At 38.9% G+C, this 17,542-nt stretch carries 14 protein-coding genes and 2 tRNA genes; all 16 read right to left on the bottom strand.

What is annotated here, in order from left to right; genetic code table 11:
• Positions 1-91 precede the first annotated feature (91 nt).
• The 16 genes from IEU71_RS05850 to IEU71_RS05775 all read right to left on the bottom strand — a co-directional run bounded on the left by IEU71_RS05850 (position 92) and on the right by IEU71_RS05775 (position 17,428).
• The gene (locus tag IEU71_RS05850; RefSeq protein WP_004911624.1) at positions 92-937 is read right to left on the bottom strand and encodes a glycosyl transferase; all 846 of its coding nucleotides are present in this window, start codon (positions 935-937) and stop codon (positions 92-94) included.
• A complete protein-coding gene (locus IEU71_RS05845) occupies positions 934-2,382 on the bottom strand; it encodes a glycosyltransferase (protein WP_036066571.1) in 1,449 nt (482 codons plus the stop codon). Before IEU71_RS05845 ends, IEU71_RS05850 begins: the two co-directional genes overlap by 4 nt.
• Positions 2,383-2,460: 78 nt before the next feature.
• A tRNA-Gln gene (locus IEU71_RS05840) sits at positions 2,461-2,532 on the bottom strand.
• 39 nt (positions 2,533-2,571) lie between these two features.
• Positions 2,572-2,654, bottom strand: a tRNA-Tyr gene (locus tag IEU71_RS05835).
• A gap of 169 nt (positions 2,655-2,823) precedes the next feature.
• Positions 2,824-4,716, bottom strand: a complete 1,893-nt coding sequence (locus tag IEU71_RS05830; protein WP_004911620.1) for a M13-type metalloendopeptidase — start codon at positions 4,714-4,716, stop codon at positions 2,824-2,826.
• Positions 4,717-4,816: 100 nt separating this feature from the next.
• Complete coding sequence (locus tag IEU71_RS05825; RefSeq protein ID WP_004911617.1) at positions 4,817-5,752, bottom strand: ABC transporter ATP-binding protein; 936 nt, start codon at positions 5,750-5,752, stop codon at positions 4,817-4,819.
• Positions 5,753-5,754: 2 nt separating this feature from the next.
• Complete coding sequence (locus IEU71_RS05820; RefSeq protein WP_004911614.1) at positions 5,755-6,804, bottom strand: ABC transporter ATP-binding protein; 1,050 nt, start codon at positions 6,802-6,804, stop codon at positions 5,755-5,757.
• 15 nt (positions 6,805-6,819) lie between these two features.
• Positions 6,820-7,845, bottom strand: a complete 1,026-nt coding sequence (locus tag IEU71_RS05815; protein WP_004911610.1) for an ABC transporter permease — start codon at positions 7,843-7,845, stop codon at positions 6,820-6,822.
• Positions 7,846-7,856: 11 nt separating this feature from the next.
• Positions 7,857-8,774 (bottom strand): ABC transporter permease, encoded by a 918-nt coding sequence (locus tag IEU71_RS05810; RefSeq protein WP_004911607.1) that lies wholly within the window; start codon positions 8,772-8,774, stop codon positions 7,857-7,859.
• A gap of 84 nt (positions 8,775-8,858) precedes the next feature.
• Complete coding sequence (locus IEU71_RS05805; RefSeq protein ID WP_004911604.1) at positions 8,859-10,490, bottom strand: peptide ABC transporter substrate-binding protein; 1,632 nt, start codon at positions 10,488-10,490, stop codon at positions 8,859-8,861.
• 204 nt (positions 10,491-10,694) lie between these two features.
• Positions 10,695-11,354, bottom strand: coding sequence for an amino acid ABC transporter permease (locus IEU71_RS05800; RefSeq protein WP_004911601.1), 660 nt, complete (start codon positions 11,352-11,354; stop codon positions 10,695-10,697).
• A gap of 10 nt (positions 11,355-11,364) precedes the next feature.
• A complete protein-coding gene (locus tag IEU71_RS05795) occupies positions 11,365-12,006 on the bottom strand; it encodes an amino acid ABC transporter permease (RefSeq protein WP_004911599.1) in 642 nt (213 codons plus the stop codon).
• Positions 12,006-12,872: a transporter substrate-binding domain-containing protein gene (locus tag IEU71_RS05790; RefSeq protein ID WP_004911596.1), complete on the bottom strand. Its 867-nt coding sequence runs from the start codon at positions 12,870-12,872 to the stop codon at positions 12,006-12,008. Before IEU71_RS05790 ends, IEU71_RS05795 begins: the two co-directional genes overlap by 1 nt.
• A 79-nt stretch (positions 12,873-12,951) precedes the next feature.
• On the bottom strand, positions 12,952-13,689 hold the full coding sequence (locus tag IEU71_RS05785) for an amino acid ABC transporter ATP-binding protein (RefSeq protein WP_004911593.1): 738 nt from the start codon (positions 13,687-13,689) through the stop codon (positions 12,952-12,954).
• A 171-nt stretch (positions 13,690-13,860) separates the two neighbouring features.
• Positions 13,861-15,660, bottom strand: a complete 1,800-nt coding sequence (locus IEU71_RS05780; protein WP_036068665.1) for an ABC transporter ATP-binding protein — start codon at positions 15,658-15,660, stop codon at positions 13,861-13,863.
• Positions 15,653-17,428, bottom strand: coding sequence for an ABC transporter ATP-binding protein (locus IEU71_RS05775; RefSeq protein WP_004911585.1), 1,776 nt, complete (start codon positions 17,426-17,428; stop codon positions 15,653-15,655). Before IEU71_RS05775 ends, IEU71_RS05780 begins: the two co-directional genes overlap by 8 nt.
• Positions 17,429-17,542: the final 114 nt, after the last annotated feature.

Here is a 17,542-nt window from a genome sequence, read left to right as displayed (position 1 = left end):
TAGCCTCCAATTTTTTATTGTTACAAATTCTATTATAAAACAAAACGCTTTAATTGTCTTGCTTGGTGTGTGAAAAATTGCACGATGATAACTATTTTTGGGGTTCATGCTTGATAACATGCACTTTTTGCCCAGGTAAACCAGACATTTTCAAGGTTATTGCGTCTTGTGGTTTAACCAAAATTACCTCAATTGGATGATGTTTATTCTTTAAAATAGCAGATACTTCTTTCAAAATGCGACCATTCTTATCAGTCACATCATTAAATAATGTCAGTTTGGTTTTTTGTGGTGCAAAGTCAATTGAACGACCAAGCTGTGTCACATTGTACTGATTGTTGACATGTTGATTACCGACATCTGTAATATAATCACTCTGTCGCCGAAATTTATGTCCAAAAGCCACGACTAAATTACAATGCCCATCAGCATAAAAATCTTGAACAACCACTTTGTTATTGCCAAGATAAAAATCAGATTGCAATAGTTCCCCCTCACTAAAATACTGTTTAGCAAACAAGCGGCCGTCACGTCGATAAATATCTTTATAGTCAATTTTGCCGTCGCCATCATACCACGTCACAGCTTGTACTAGTCGCTTAGAATGACTAAACCACCTCACTTTTGCCAACTCACGACCACAGCTCATGATACTTTTAGTGCCATCTTGATTGATGATGATTTGGCTTTCATTTGGCACGGCTAAATCTGACCACCAAATACCTTTTGTTTCATCGATTGTTGAAAAATATTGTTGCCCGTACATGTCAAACACCTTATCAGGTGGCAATCCCATTTTTTTAATGAGGTAAACAGCATCTTCATGGGGCGTGGCAACCCATAATTCATCACTATGACCGAGTTTCACTTGTTCGATTTGCCAAGCAATACCATCTAATTGCGTAATCGATAAAGAATTGATAATTTCAATTTTCATGATAGCACCTCAACAACACGTGCCCATTGATCAGCTATTCTTTTGACTTGAAAGTTTTCAGCAGTCAATGCAGCACCCTCCGATAATGCATCATAATCTGTAAAAATAAGTCTCATTGCTGCTGACAAGTGAGCAATATTGGCAGCTTCTTTTTTGTTATGACGATCAAATTCTGCTAAATGACCGTTTTTACCATCTTTAATCAACGATTGTGCACCGTACAAATTAGCATAGGACGCAACTGGTAGTGCTGCTCCCAACGCTTCCATGTAGGTCAAACCGAAACCCTCCGAATAAGACGCGGAAACATAAGCGTCATAGTTCAGCAGCTCGCGTGTAATCGACTGACTCAATCCCTTTAAAGTGATTTTGTCATTCAAATGGTAGTCGTTAATGAGCTGTTTTAATTTTTTTTCTTCATTTCCCGTACCATATATTGACAAAGTGGCAGCAAAACCGTCTTGATTAAGTTGCGCAATCGACTCAATAATGTGCGCTATCTTTTTTTCTGGGTGTAGTCGTGAAACCATGACGAATTTTGCGACATTACCAGCCCATTTTTTTGGCGCCGCAATTTGACTAACACCACCGACTGGAATCGCTATTATTTTATGAGAATCGACTGAGAAACCGCTATCACGCAATTGTGACAACATATCATTTTGCTGCAAAGTTGTCGCGACAATTACCTTGTCAATATCATCTAAATGATCAAACATATATTGATAATAGTTATTCCATAATGGCCGACCATTCTGATAGGAAACCAAATGAGCTGCATGCACAATGTCAATGATTTTCAACTGATATCCTCGGTGCTTCAAAGTAATAAGTGCTTCCTCATTGTCAGTGCCACGATCAACAAAATAACAATTATTAGCAAATTCACGTTGCAATTCTAACAAAAAAAATACGAGTAATTCTTCAAAAGTCGCAAATAAATAATCCCGACCACGAAATTGCGAGACATGAATGTTGGTCATGGTTTTACCCAGTGATTCAGAATAACGATAATGCCAAGTCACACGATGTTGCCCATTTTCTAAAATGACACGGTCGTCCCCAACTAAATAAACATTTTTCTTGCTATCAAAACGTTTATTTTTTAATATGGTCGCTTGATAATGACCGGTTGTTTGTTGATTTATCAATCTTTGGGTATCAACAAAATCCACTAAAACGTGCTGTTGGTAAACTTTTGTATCATTTAATCCGTTTTTCAAATAATCTGTTGGCTCATCACTTAATAAATAATCATACAGACCGATAACTTCATTTTCCTTTAAATGCCATTCCTTCATATGTTCATGAAGCTGCGGTAGATAATCAGTGTAAATCAATTTGAAAGCCATGTTTTTTTCACGGAAGCATTGGGCTCGATAAAATTGCGCGTGTTCAACACCGCTATTACCATGTCCAATTCTTTTATTCATAAAAAAATTCATCATTGACACCTCTTACTAGGCAATTCTTATCATGACAATTATATACAAAAAAGGAACTTTCCCAAGTTCCTTTAGCAATTGCCCCTGCTGGATTCGAACCAGCGCATGTCGGTACCAAAAACCGATGCCTTACCGCTTGGCGAAGGGGCAATAGTTAATTTATTTTGCCGTTAACTATTAAATCGGCAATGGGAGCGGTAGGATTCGAACCTACGAACCCGAAGGAACGGAGTTACAGTCCGTCGCGTTTAGCCAGACTTCGCTACACTCCCATATCTCAAACAACTATATTATAATACCAGAAAATGAGAATGATAGCAAGCAATTTTGACATAAAAGACAAAAAAACGATGTTTTGCTATATTTTCACTCATTAACTAATCAAAACATACAATTATTTGAGCATAAATCATATTATTACAGTATTTTACAGAACAGTTATCACCAAATTTGGACACGCTTATCTGGCGCCAACCACATACCATCAGTTTCTTTAACATCAAATGTTGTGAAAAAGTCGTCAAAATTTTTCAATTGTACATTAACGCGCGCCTTAGCAGGACCATGCGGATCCATTGCCGCTAACAACTGCATATACTCAGGACGTGCTTTCATACGCCAAATAGCAGCCCAATTAGTAAAGAATGCTTCAGATGAAAAATCCTCATCTCGTTTGGCAGCGGCCAAAGCAGCAGCTAAACCACCCAAATCAGCTACGTTTTCTGACACCGTTAACTTTCCATTCACCTTGGCGCCGTATGAGTCCAAGCCATCAAATTGATCAACAACTTGCTGTGTACGTTCTTTGAAGGCAGCATAATCTGCATCAGTCCACCAATTATTTAAACTACCAAATTCATCAAATGACGCACCATTGGTATCGAAAGCATGAGAAATTTCATGAGCAATCACTGCGCCGATACCACCATAATTAGCTGATGAAGATTGATTTAAGCTATAAAATGGTGCTTGTAAAATGGCCGCCGGAAAGAAAATTTGATTTTGTTGCGGATCATAGTAAGCGTTAACCAAGTGTGCTGGCATTTGCCATTCATTTTCATCAACTGGTTGATGCCATTGTTGCCAAGCATGGGCAATCTCAATTTGCCTAAATTTAGCTGCAGACTCAAACAATGTGGCACCTTCATCAACTGTCTTTTGAGCCAAACGATCTGGCAGCTTATCAGGATAACCAATATGAGGCACAATTGCGTTAAGTTTGATAATTGCTTTGTCCCGTGTCGCCTGCGTCAACCAAGTAACGTTTTGCAAACGATTTTTATAGACATCAATCATCGTCGCTACCTTTGATTCAACGTCCGCTTTTGCCTCCGGAGAAAATTTCTCATGTGCATAATACATGCCAATCGCTTGGCTAAATGGGGCTTCTGCCAAGTAAAAAGCTGCTTTCTCGGTACTTTTAGCTTCAGGCAAGCCTTGTAAAGCTCTCGCGTAAGCGCCACCCAAGACACGCAAATCATCACTCAACAAATCAGTGTACTCATTAGCAACGTTTATTAGCAGATAATCTTTCAATAATGGCCATGCGTCCTCAGAATAAAATTGATTTGCAGAAGCCCAAAAACGTTCTGCAGGTACAATGATTTCATCCGGTATCTGTCCAATCAAGGATTTAATAATATCATTTAGTGGCAACTCAGACGCTTGTTCAACAAAATTTTTCCATTGATAAGGGTGATACAATTTAGCATATTCATTTTGTTCCTCCCGACTCAACGAAACACTTGCAACTTTGGCGTCCAAAGCAATGTAATTGTCAATCATTGCTTCCGTTTCATCACTTGAAAAGCCAAACTGAGGCAATAATGTCATTTGCTGTTCACGAAATTTCGCTAGTAATACTTTAGCTTGATCATTATCAGGGGTGTAATATGTCGTGTCTGGCAATAATAATGGTAAGCTCCCAGCCCACAAAACATTTAGTTTCGCATTCTTAAAATCCGGTTCAATTCCAAATGGCAATGCATTGGGTAATCCTTTTTGCTCAAGTTCAGCAATATGGGATGCAAAATCAGCAAACGATTGATACCCTTTATATTGCGCCAGCAAAGGCATTACTGGCGCGACACCAATTTTATCCCGTGTTTGTGTATCGGCCGTCAAACGATGATAAGCAATAAACTGTTGCAATATATCATCCTTTGGTATATTCTCACCATGTTGCCATTCATTAGTCGTTGACAACAACCAATTTTCGATGCCAATGGCTAAATCATTAAAGCCACCAGTTGACGGTTTATCAGCTGGTATTTCAGCTGTTTTAGCCCACTCACCGTTAATTGCATCATAAAAATCATCTTGTAATCTTGTCATTCCAATTCTCATTTCTTTTTCTTAATTAACTAATAAATATTATACACTTTTGGCTTTTGTTTACAAAAAAGCCGACCAATAAAGGCCGGCTAATCTATGTTTACTTTTGTTGTTGCTTATATTGCTCTGCTTCTTCCGGCGTAGCCAAGACAAAATGTCCTGGATTAACTTCAATCATGCTACGTTCTTTGCCATCAGTTTCAATGGTTGTATCATAATCAACGTGTTGCCTCAAATTTTCAGCTTCAGGATCTGGTACTGGAATAGCTGATAACAGACTCTTTGTATAAGGATGTAGTGGATGATTATAAACGGCATCTGAAGTACCAATTTCTAATAACTTACCCCAATGCATCACACCAATACGGTCTGAAATATATTTCACCATCGACAAATCATGCGCAATAAACAGATATGTCAATGAATGCTTTTTCTGCAATTCTTTCATTAAATTGACAACTTGTGCTTGAATTGAAACATCCAAAGCAGAAATAGGTTCATCCGCAATGATAAACTTTGGATCAACAGCTAACGCTCGTGCAATTCCAATTCGCTGCCTCTGACCACCAGAAAATTCATGTGGGTACCTCGTGGCGTGATCTTTGTTTAAGCCAACTAAATCAAGTAATTCCTGAACTTTAGCGTTTCGTTCATCTTTTGATTTTGCCAAATGGTTGATATCAATTCCTTCGGCAATGATATCACGTACTTTCATTCGCCCATTCAAACTAGCTTGTGGATCTTGAAAAATCATTTGCGCGTTTTTACGGAAATTAGATAACTCTTTACCCTTAAGTTTGGTAATATCTTCACCATCAAAGGTCATAGTGCCACCATTTGGTTCGTATAGCTTCAAAATGGTACGGCCAATTGTCGTCTTACCTGAACCGGACTCACCCACAAGACCAAACACTTCACCTTCATAGATATCAAAACTAACATGGTCAATAGCACGTACTTCATTGGCTTTTCCCTTGTTAAAGTACAATTGTAAATCATTCAGCTCAACCAATTTTTTTGGTGTTTCTTCAGTCATGATTAAGCCTCCTGTCCTTGTAATTCTTCCCATCGTGCCCAACGCTTCAAAATCTGTGCAGGTGGCGTCACTTTAGGTGCTCGCTCATCAAGTAACCAAGTAGCGGCATAATGTGTATCACTAATTTTAAAGAACGGTGGTTCTTCTTTACTATCAATTGCAAGTGCATACGAATTTCGTGGTGCAAAAGCATCGCCCAATGGTGGCTCTAACAAGTCAGGTGGTGTACCAGGAATAGCCTGCAATGAGCCTTCCGCCGTATCCGTGGTAGGCATTGAATTTAATAGCCCCCAAGTGTACGGATGTTGTGGATTAAAGAAAATCTCATCAACCGTGCCATACTCGACGATTTTACCAGCATACATGACAGCCACACGATCAGCCATACCCGCCACAACACCCAAATCATGGGTAATGAAAATAATTGAAGAATTAGACTGCTTTTGTAATTGCTTCATTAAATTTAAAATTTGTGCTTGAATCGTAACATCCAAAGCGGTTGTTGGCTCATCAGCTATCAAAATTTCAGGATCAGCAGCCAAAGCAATTGCAATAACAGCACGCTGTCTCATACCACCAGACCATTGGTGAGGGTAATCGTTAATATGTTCTTCAGCGTTAGGAATACCAACGCCCTTCATCAATTCCAAAGCACGAGCCAAAGCATCTTTTTCACTCAACTCTTGATGTTTAATTAATGGTTCAGCAATTTGCTGACCAATCTTCATCGTTGGATCTAAACTAGTCATCGGATCTTGGAATATCATAGCAATTTCATTACCACGAACATGTTGCCACTCTTCTTCTGACAATTCCAACAAATTTTTGTCTTTGAACAAAAGACGACTATTCTCAGGAATTACAGCGTTCTTGGCATTTAGACCCATCAATGTCTTGGTTGTGACTGACTTTCCTGACCCAGACTCACCAACAATTGCCAAAGTTTCGCCTTGATTCAAATCAAATGACACGTCTCTAATGGCCTGCACCGTACCAGCATAGGTATTGAAATTGACGTGCAAATTTTCAACTCTTAATATAGGATTACTCATAAGTACTTGCACCTCTTAATCTTCACTAGCACGTGGGTCAAAGGCATCTCGTAAGCCGTCACCCAGCAAGATAAACGCCAACGAAATCAATACCAACACACCAGAAGGAATCAAAACCTGGTAAGGGTAGAATTGCAACATGCTTTGAGCATCAGAAATCAATGAACCAAGAGAAGCCGTTGGTGGCTTAACACCCAAGTTAATGGCAGACAAGACGGCTTCAAACATGATTGCACTTGGTACTGTCATCATGATTTGAACAATAATTGTACCAGCCATATTGGGAATCAAATGCTTAATCGCAATTTTAGTTGAACTTTCACCAAGAGATTTGGCAGCCAAGACATAATCACGTTCTTTCAACGAGAGTGTCATGTTGCGCACTTGTCGTGCCATACTTAGCCAACCAGTAATCGCAATCGCAATAATGATTGATGTGACACCGTTACCCAGCAACAAACCAAACATAGTTACAACAATCAAATTGGGCACCGAGGAAAGAATTTCAATGATACGCTGCATGACAACGTCAACCCAACCACCTTTCCAACCGGAGAACACACCATAAGTAACGCCAATCAACAAATCAATAAATGTTGCTGAAATCGCGACTAACAATGAGATACGAAGACCCACGATAACACGTTTTCCTAGTGAACGTCCAATGTTGTCAGTTCCCAAAATGAAGTTTTGCTTAACATTATTATTTTTGTAAGGATCAGTGGTATCCGTGGCACCTGGTTCTTTCAGCTTACCGTCCCACCCTGGAATTGGTAAACCTGAGTTTGGTGGTAAGTTTTTATATTTACCAACGTTATCAGAATCAAAAGCGTTGGCTTTATTTTGCGTCACAAAGAAATTTGATACTAATGCGAAGCCGAGAATAAACACTAAGAACCAAAGTGAAATCACAGCTAATTTATTTAATTTTAATCGACGCCAAGCATCTTGCCAAAATGACAAGGCAGGCTTAGAAATATGTTCGTTGGCTTCGGAGTTTTGTGCGCCAACGATGACAAAGTCTTCTGTATTTGCAGCCATCATGAGCCTCCTTATTGCAACCGAACACGTGGATCAACAATTGCCGTCAAGATATCCGTAATCAGAATCATAACCATCAGCATCAATGCATATACGATAGTTGTTCCCATGATTACTGGGAAATCTTTAGTTGGAATTGAAGAAACGAATTGTTGCCCGATACCTGGAATTGAGAAAATATTTTCAATCAATGTGGAACCGGTTAACAAACCAGCCGCCATTGGTCCAATCAATGTTAATACAGGAATCATAGAGTTACGGTAGGCATGTTTATTAACAACTTCTTTTTCACTAAGACCTTTAGCGCGAGCTAATTGTACGTAGTCAGAGCTCAATGCTTCAATCATTTCTGAACGAACAAACCGTGTCACAACAGCCGCTGGTGTCACAGCCAAAGCCAATGTTGGCAAGACTGACTGTGAAAATGAGTCTCCCCAGCCGGAAACTGGGAACAAAGGCCACTTGAATCCAAACAGGTACAAAAAGATAATACCTAATATGAAACTTGGTACGGAAATACCAAGAGTCGAAACAACACCCAAGAGACCATCAATTTTGTTATTTTTATTGCGTGCTGATGCGGCACCCATGAGCAAACCAGCAATCACGCCTACAACCAAAGCTTGCGCGCCAAGTTGTGCTGAGATTGGCAAACGCTGACCAATCAACATGCTAACACTTTGGTTCTGGTATTGGAACGACGTTCCAAAATCACCACGAAAGGCGTTTACTAAATAATGAAGATATTGTTGCCAAAGCGGCAAATCCAATCCGTATGCTTTGTTCAATTGGGCGATCATTTGTGGCGTTAGCTTAGGGTTATTGAACGGTGTTCCAGGCATAATTTGCATCAGGAAAAAAGTTGCAGTAATCACTAAGAATAACGTGAAAATTAAAAGCGCCAATCGCTTTAAAATGTATTTCACCATAGTCTTGACTTCCTAATAAATAAGAATTGACATATGTCAATTCTCATTTTTAATTAAATGTAGTTTAATTCTATCATAAATTACTTACTTACGGTAGGCGTATTTGAAATCAATGTTCAAGCCAGTTGTGTTAGTGATAATACCCTTAACACTTGGGCGAGCCAATGAATATCCTGCACGGAAGTACAATGGGTTGAAGTTAGCATCCTTATACAATGCAGCTTCAGCAGTCTTATAATCTGAATCACGGGCTGCATCATTCAAAGCATCTGTTGTTTCTGCCTTGTTGACAGCTGCAGTGTAGGCACTGTTCTTGAATTGACCATGGTTGTATGATGCACCATTCTTAAACAAATCATAGAATGTTGAGCCTTCTGGATAGTCACCACCCCAAAGTGAGACAACAGCTTCAAAGTTTTGCGTTTGAGAATCTGACAAACGTTGCTTGAATGGCACAAACTTTTCTTCAACTTTCAAACCAGGCAAAGGTTTTTGCAATGAGCCTTGTAGGTAATCCAATGTCGTCTTGGCAGCAGAACTGTCAGCATCAGAAGTAATTGTCAAAGTCATCTTTGTTTCGCCAACTTCTTTCAAACCTTCAGCGAACAACTTAGCAGCTGCTTTAGCATCATACTTATAGCCAGGTGCTGCGTACTTAGCCAAATCTTCACCTGATGCAGTCTTAGCCAAGCCTTGTGGTGCCAAACCATTAGCTGGTGTTGAAATACCTGATGTTACTTGATCAACCAATTCTTTACGGTTAGTTGCAAGGTTCAAAGCTTGACGGATCTTTGTGTTAGCCAAGAACTTGTTCTTACCAGTTTGGTTATATTCGATATAGGCTGTCGTTGCTTCAGGAACCTTCACCTTATCCTTATTGCTCTTGTTAGCAGCATATAGTTCAGGTGTTGAGATTGAAGCACGATCTAACTTGCCTTGCTTGTATAATTGGACAGCCGTTTCTGGCTTTTTAACAACAGAATAGTCAATTTCTTTTGTCTTAACACTTTTGGCATCCCAATAGTTATCATTTTTCACTAACTTAAAGCTGTTGTTAGTACCATTCCATCCTTCAAACTTATAAGGACCAGAATATAGCTGCTTTGCAGAAGTTGTACCATACTTCTTGCCTTGCTTTTCAACAAAGCTTTGCTTTTGTGGCATGAAATTAGCAAATGTCAACAAATAGTTAAATTGTGGCATTGCGCGTTCAAGCTTGAACGTAATAACATTGCCCTTTGCTGAGACACCCAAAGTGCTAACTTTAGCTTTACCAGCAGTAATAGCATCAGCATTTTTCACACCTGAGGCCAGATAAGAATATTGTGATGCTGTCTTTGGATCAACAATACGTTGCCATGAATAAACAAAATCTTTGGCTGTCAAAGATGAGCCATCAGACCACTTCAAACCACTCCGTAGAGTTGCTGTATAAGTCAAACCATCTTTGGAAACTTTAACTGACTTAGCCAATTCAGGCACAGCCTTACCTTTAGCATTGACACGCAACAAGTTAGCGCCTGTATTACCAATAATTGTTCCAGAATAAGTATCTGTATTCTTTGAGAAATCCAATGTTTGGATTTCTGTTGGGAAAGAAAACTTAAGTGCATTTGATGATCCATTCGAACCACCCCAGAGGCCAGCGGCGCGTGTTCCGCCACCTACCACAACGACAACGGCTGCGCCAATTGCCCATTTCTTCCATGTATCCATGTTAATATATCCTCCCGATATACTTTTTTGCTAACAATGCTATTAGTTTACCATGTGCATTTCTCATTTGCAATTCATTTTGTTATCTTTTAAGATTTTACTGCGATTTAACGTATAATATAACGTTTATAGTAGAAATACACTGGCAATCCGAACCTTATTTGATCTAATCAGCCTAATTAGCGTCAATTCTCTCTCATCAATTTAAGCTAACTTACTATCAAACCATCTTGCGATTAAGGACAATCCGTAATTTAGTAAGAAATAAATTAGGGTAATCACAATCAACACAGGAATGATATACGTTGAATTCTGTGCATAGATAATTTGACCACGATAAGTCATTTCTGACAAGACAATTCCCATTGCCAAACTCGTATCCTTAACCAATGATATCAACTGTGAAATAATTGGTGGAATCATCTTCTTGTAAGCTTGTGGCAATACAATGTAAAACATTGTTTGCAAGTTAGAAAGACCGTTGGCACGTGCACCTTCAAACTGACCTTTATCAATTGACTCAAGTCCACCACGAACAATTTCAGCCAACATTGAAGACTCAAATGTACTCATAGCCACAACCGTAGCCCAAAATATTGGCAAGTGAATTCCTAACTTTGGTAAAGCAAAGTAAACAAAGAAAATAATCAATAGCAAAGGCAAGTTACGGATAATATTATTAATTGTCGCAACAAACTTTGAAAAATACGGTAATCTCTCAAATTGAATAATACCGATCACCGAACCTGCAATGAAACTTAAAATAACTGAAATAACTGAGACACCAACTGTAATGCCTAAACCACCCAACAAATATTGGACGTTCTGTGGTGTAAAGGCGTCAAAAATTCCTAATGTAACCATAATGTCCTCCTTAAGCCGCGTGCTTTAGTTTACGTTCAAGATGCTGCATGTAGTAACTCAATGGTAGTGTAATCACTAGATAGAAAAGCGCAACAATAATGTATGTGCCAAACGTATCAAATGTGTTAGCTGCAACCATATTACCTTGATACATCAAATCAAGACCACCGACAAAAGCCAAAATGGATGAGTTTTTTACCAAATTAATGAACTGGTTACCAAGTGATGGTAATGCTATTTTAAAGGCTTGTGGTAATACAATGTGTTGCATCGCCTGCCAGAAAGACAAACCATTGGCACGAGCACCTTCCATTTGTCCACTGTTCACTGATAAAATACCCGCGCGAACTGTTTCTGCAATAAAGGCTGATGTGTATAATGACAAAGCAATTGTCCCAGCAGTGAACCCATTCATTGGTATTAACTTTGCAACAACCAAGAAGAAGAAGAAAGTAATAATTAATAAGGGAATGTTACGAAAGACTTGCACATAGATGTTACCAACCTTTTGTACCCATTTTTGGGGTAAAATCTGCAAAATAGCAAAGAATGTACCCAAAATCATTGAAGCAACTAGCGCAATAATACTTGATAACAACGTATACCCAAATCCCTGCAAAAATGTCGAAAAATTATTCTGTAATAAATCCATTATTTCGCCTCCAATTCATGCCAATCGAGACCCGGCACATTGCTGAACCATTTTTTAATCAATTTATTGTATACACCATTTTTCTTCAATGTAGCCAAGGCTTTATTAGTCTCTCGAATCATTGGTCCTTGATCATTATCAAAGGCAATACCATAAGGTCCGTGTGTAAATGTGCCACCAACAATTTGATAATCAGGGTTTTCAGTTGCAAAACCATATAAGATCGCATTGTCAGTTGACATTGCTTGACCTTGTCCGGCCTTTAAGGCTTGCATGCCAGTTGCATAGTCTTGAACGGCCAACAATTTCGCTTTAGGTGCGAACTTTTTAGTTTCTTCCGCAGCTGTTGTACCTACGACCACAATAATCGTGTACTTTGAATCATTCATATCCTTAATTGACTTGATGCCCGAATCCTTTTTAACTAGAATTGATTGTCCGGCATCAAAATACTGTTTTGTAAAGTCAATAATTTTTTCACGTTCTGGCGTGATAGTCATTGTGGACACAGTGCCATCAATGTTAGTGTTTTTCAAAAGTTGAATTTTTGACGATGATGAAACAGGTACAAATTCAGCAGACATTGGCACACCAGTTTGCTTAGATAATTGTACAGTCAGCGCTTTGGCAATATCAACATCAAATCCTTTAGAAATACCTGTCTTTGTATCCATCAAACCGAATAATTTGGTATCTGCTTTAACACCCCACACAATTCGGCCCAGCTTTTCAACACGAGCCAAAGTGTCTTGATGTTCTTGGTTTTTCTTAGCGGTAGCTGTTGCCCACATTAGACCGAGGACAATAACGGCAGCTAAGACGATTGTAGCAATAATGCCGAACTGTCTTTTTTTAGCTTTTTCCATAATAATGTTGCATTAAAAATTTTACCGATTATTGTTGACATCCGTAACATTTTTAACACTTTTCCTCCCAATCTAAATTTTAGTGATGCTCAACTTGACTCAAGAATTGTTGCGCTCGTGGCTCAGTTGGATTATTAAAGAATGCTTCTGTTGAGCTATCTTCAAGAATTTGACCGTCAGCCATAAAGATAACACGGTCAGCAACTGCCTTAGCAAAACTCATTTCGTGTGTCACGACTAGCATGGTCATTGATGAATCTTTAGCAATATCACGCATAACATCCAAAACATCACCAATCATTTCTGGATCCAATGCAGAAGTAGGTTCATCAAATAGAAGGGCCTTCGGTTGCATAGCTAGTGAACGTGCAATCGCAACACGTTGCTTTTGACCACCAGAAAGTTCAGAAGGCATATTAGCAGCCTTATCTGCCAAACCAACTTTTTCTAACAATGCCATTGCCATTCTCTTGTTTTCAGCTTCGTCTCTTTTTAAAACAAGACGTGGTGCTAGCATGATATTTTCAATTGTCGACTTATTATCATACAAGTTAAAGTGCTGGAACACCATGCCGACATTTTTGCGAATACGGTTGATGTCAGTTTTAGGATCATGAAGGTCAAAACCGTTAACAAGTAACTGACCTTCTTGAATCTCTTCCAATCCATTAACGGTACGAATTAAAGTTGATTTTCCTGACCCAGATGGTCCAATCAAAACAACTGTTTCGCCCTCATCAATTTCCAAATTAATGTTCTTAAGCGCATGAAAATTCCCGTAATATTTCTCAACATTCTTAAATTCAATCATTGACATGACCTAATTCTCCTTTTCACTCGTTGTGATTGCCTTAAGCACTCACGATATCAAAAAAACTGGACGAACGTAGAGTTCTAGCCCAGTCTGTTCTAGTTCCATTTTACGCACATTTTGTTAATTTAGTCAAAGTTATGTCAGGTTTTATAACAAAAATATTAATTTCAACCTTTATTCAACAATAGCGTCGTTGACACCTTGCAAACGATACAAGTCATAGTAACGTCCTTTCTGTGCTAACAACGATTCATGCGTACCGCGTTCAACGACACGTCCCTCATCTAAAACAAGGATTAAGTTAGCATCCTTAATCGTCGATAGTCGGTGAGCAATAGCAATAGTTGTCCTATTTTCACGCATTTTTTTCAATGATTTTTGAATCAATGTTTCAGTCTCAGTGTCGACATTTGCCGTTGCTTCATCCAAAATTAAGATTTTAGGATCCTGCACAATAGTTCGCGCAAAACTAATTAATTGCTTTTCTCCGGCCGAAAAACCAGATCCACCTTCTTGTACTTTGGCGCTATACTGATTGTCTAATTTCTCAATGAAAGTGTTGGCACCTACAAATTGCGCAGCTTCCCTAACACGCACGTCAGAAATACTGTCATCGTACATTCGAATATTCGAAGCAATATCACCAAAAAACATAAATGGTTCTTGCAAAACTAATCCCATTTTTTGACGTAAGTTTTTCATACTAACATCTCGAATATCCTGCCCATCAATCAAGATTTCGCCACTTTGGAACTCATAAAATCGCATTAATGTATTAATTGTCGAGCTTTTTCCAGAACCTGTATGTCCTACCAAAGCAACTGTTTCACCCGGATGGGCCGTAAACGTCAGGTCCTTTAAAATTTGATGCTGACCATCATAACTGAAATTGACATGCTTAAATTCTATTTTGCCATCAGTAATATCGCCTTGCGCATTGGCATTTTGAGCAGGGGAATATGTTTCATCTGCTAAAATGCCCAAAATTCTGTAGCCAGACACCAATCCTTCTTGAAATGGACTGAATAAACTCATAATATTTTCTAACGGTCCAAAAATGTTATTTAAATAGGTAGTAAATGCATAAATTACACCAGCGGCCACCCCTGTATGCATTGATAATTCACCGAAATACCAAAGAATTAGGACTGTTGCACCACCTAGTAACATATCAATCATAGGTTCGAGTAGTAAGGCATCTGCCTTAACCATTTTAAATCTGGCATTAAAATATTCACCGTTGATTTTGGAAAACTCTTTTTTAAAGCGATCTTCTTGGTAAAACTCTTGAATCACATCAATACCAGTGATACTTTCGGCAATTTTTGCATTCAATGCCGACAACCTTTCTCGCATATGTCGAAAAAGGCTTGATGAAAACCGCTGATAAGCGATGATACTGGCAACAATAAAAGGCACAACAACTAACATAAGTAACGTCGCTTTCACGTCAACTGTCCACATACCAATGTAAGCACCAATCATGCTCATTACAGCAAATGTCAACTCCATAAAGAATCGCCAAAAGTCAGTTAACGACGCTGTATCATTGTTGACACGCGTTACTAGTGAACCAGCAGGCACTTGATCGAAAAAGCGCATTCCCAGCGTATGCAATTTTTTAAAGACACGAATTCGAATATCTTCTAAAGCATATTCACCTGCCACCGAAAAATAATAGGCATTCAAAGCGTCCGTGACAGCTTGTAAAATCCGAATAACAGCTACCAATACAGCAAAACTAATTGTTATTTGCAAAGGAACGCTTGTCGTTTGGTGCAAATAGTTTGTCATATAATAAGAAATCACACGTGGTGCAGCTGCCTGCAATAATGCAAAAGCAGCACCAATTAACAACGCCCAAATGAACATTGACCGAAATGGCTTAGCCATCTTGATTAACGTCCAGATGACATGAAGCTGTTCTTTTACTGGAATACTTTTAGCCCAAACTGATTCATTTTTTTCAGGCATTATTTTCCTCCTTCGCTGACAACTGTTCATCTAATTGAGTCGCTAACTGTTGTTGCGCATACATACGTGCGTACCAACCATTTAACGCCAACAATTCGGCATGCGTTCCACGTTCCTTGATTTGACCATCGTCAAAGACAATAATCTCATCAGCATTCATGACCGAACTAATACGATGAGCAGCAATAATAGTCGTTTTATCTTGTCGCTCTGAATTCAACGCACCCAAAATTTGTTTCTCCGTACGTGCATCAACAGCCGATAAGGCGTCATCTAATATCAAAATTTCTGGATCAACGATTAAAGCACGTGCAATGGCCAAACGTTGCTTTTGTCCACCTGATAGGCTAACACCATGTTCACCCACCTCAGTATCATATCCCTCTGGAAAACCTAAAACATCGTCGTGAAAAGCAGCTTTTTTTGCCGCCTCTTCAACTTCAACTGTTGTTTTAGTTAAATCTGCAAAGCGAATATTATCCAATACTGTCGTTGAAAACAAAAAATTTTCTTGCGCCACATAGCCAATTGCTCTCAAATAAGCTCTTAACTTATATTGCTTGATGTCAATGCCACCCACAGTGATACTTCCTTCGTAACCGTCAAACTGACGCAGCAATAATTTAATCAATGTGGTTTTACCAGAGCCAACACGTCCAACTAATCCTAACGTTTCACCAGATTTGATTTTCAAATGAACATCAGATAAGGCAGTTGTTGTCTCATCATCAGGGTACTTAAATTCATCAATGTCTATGGCAACATCACCATGAGCTAAAGTTTCACGACCTGACTCATCTTCAACAATAGCCGATTTCTCTGCTAAAATTTCCTGTACTCGCATGTATGATGCATTCCCACGTTCCAACACATTGAATAACTGTCCTAGACCAAACATGGGCCAAACTAATAAGCCTAGATAAGTAGAAAAAGAAACCAGTTGTCCGATCGTAATCGTCTGATTCGTTACCAAAGAACCACCGTATGTCACCATGACCACATAACTAATTGTCATCACAAGTGTTGCCATTGGACCAAACATTGAATCAATTTTAGCGACTTTTTTATTAATTTCAATTGTTTTTTTGACTTCACTTGTAAAAGATGCAACGTCTTGTTGTTCTTGTCCTAAAGTTTTAATCGCTTTGATGCCTGCAATTGACTCTTGCGATTTATTAGAAAGCCGTGAAAAAGCTTCTTGCGAGGCAGTGAAAGCACGTCTAATCTTTGGTGATAAGTAACGAACACCCCAAGCTAGCAAAGGTAGTGGCAAAACGCCAATGAGTGTCAAGCGCCAATCAACGACAAAAGTCATTGAAATGACAGTGAAGATAATAATGACAATCGAATCAACTAACATCAACACACCACCAGAAGCGACGCGTTGAATTGCCGAAAGATCGTTGGTCGCATGTGCCATTAAATCTCCGGTACGGCGACGTTGATAAAAGGTTGTATCCATTTGCATATAATGATCAAATAATCGTTGCCTTAGTGTTCGTTCCAGCAAAGCAGATCCTTGAAAGATATGTGTGATCCATGCGTAACGAAAACCATACATTAAAATAGAAAACAGTAGAATACCACCACCATAAATCACTAAGCTTTGACTAGTGACTTGTCGCGCCACTAAAACATCAGTAAAGCGACCAATGAGTGCCGGTGATACCATTTGTGAAATTTCCGTCAGCAACAAAAAAGACAACCCTAAGATGTAGAGCCGCTTATTAGCCTTGAAAAACCACATTAACTTACTAAAAATACTCATTTTCTCTCCAAACTAAGCAAAATTAAAGTTATCTAATAGGTAGATTGTAAAATTAAACCGAACACTTGAATAAAAAAGCCGCAGCGCCTTTAATGGTAATTGTCTAAAACAACC

The sequence above is a fragment of the Leuconostoc falkenbergense genome, from assembly GCF_014634805.1.
Classification (GTDB): Bacteria; Bacillota; Bacilli; order Lactobacillales; family Lactobacillaceae; genus Leuconostoc; species Leuconostoc falkenbergense.
The sequence above is the reverse complement of the archived record's forward strand: the minus strand, read 5'-3'. Positions and strand labels throughout refer to the sequence as shown.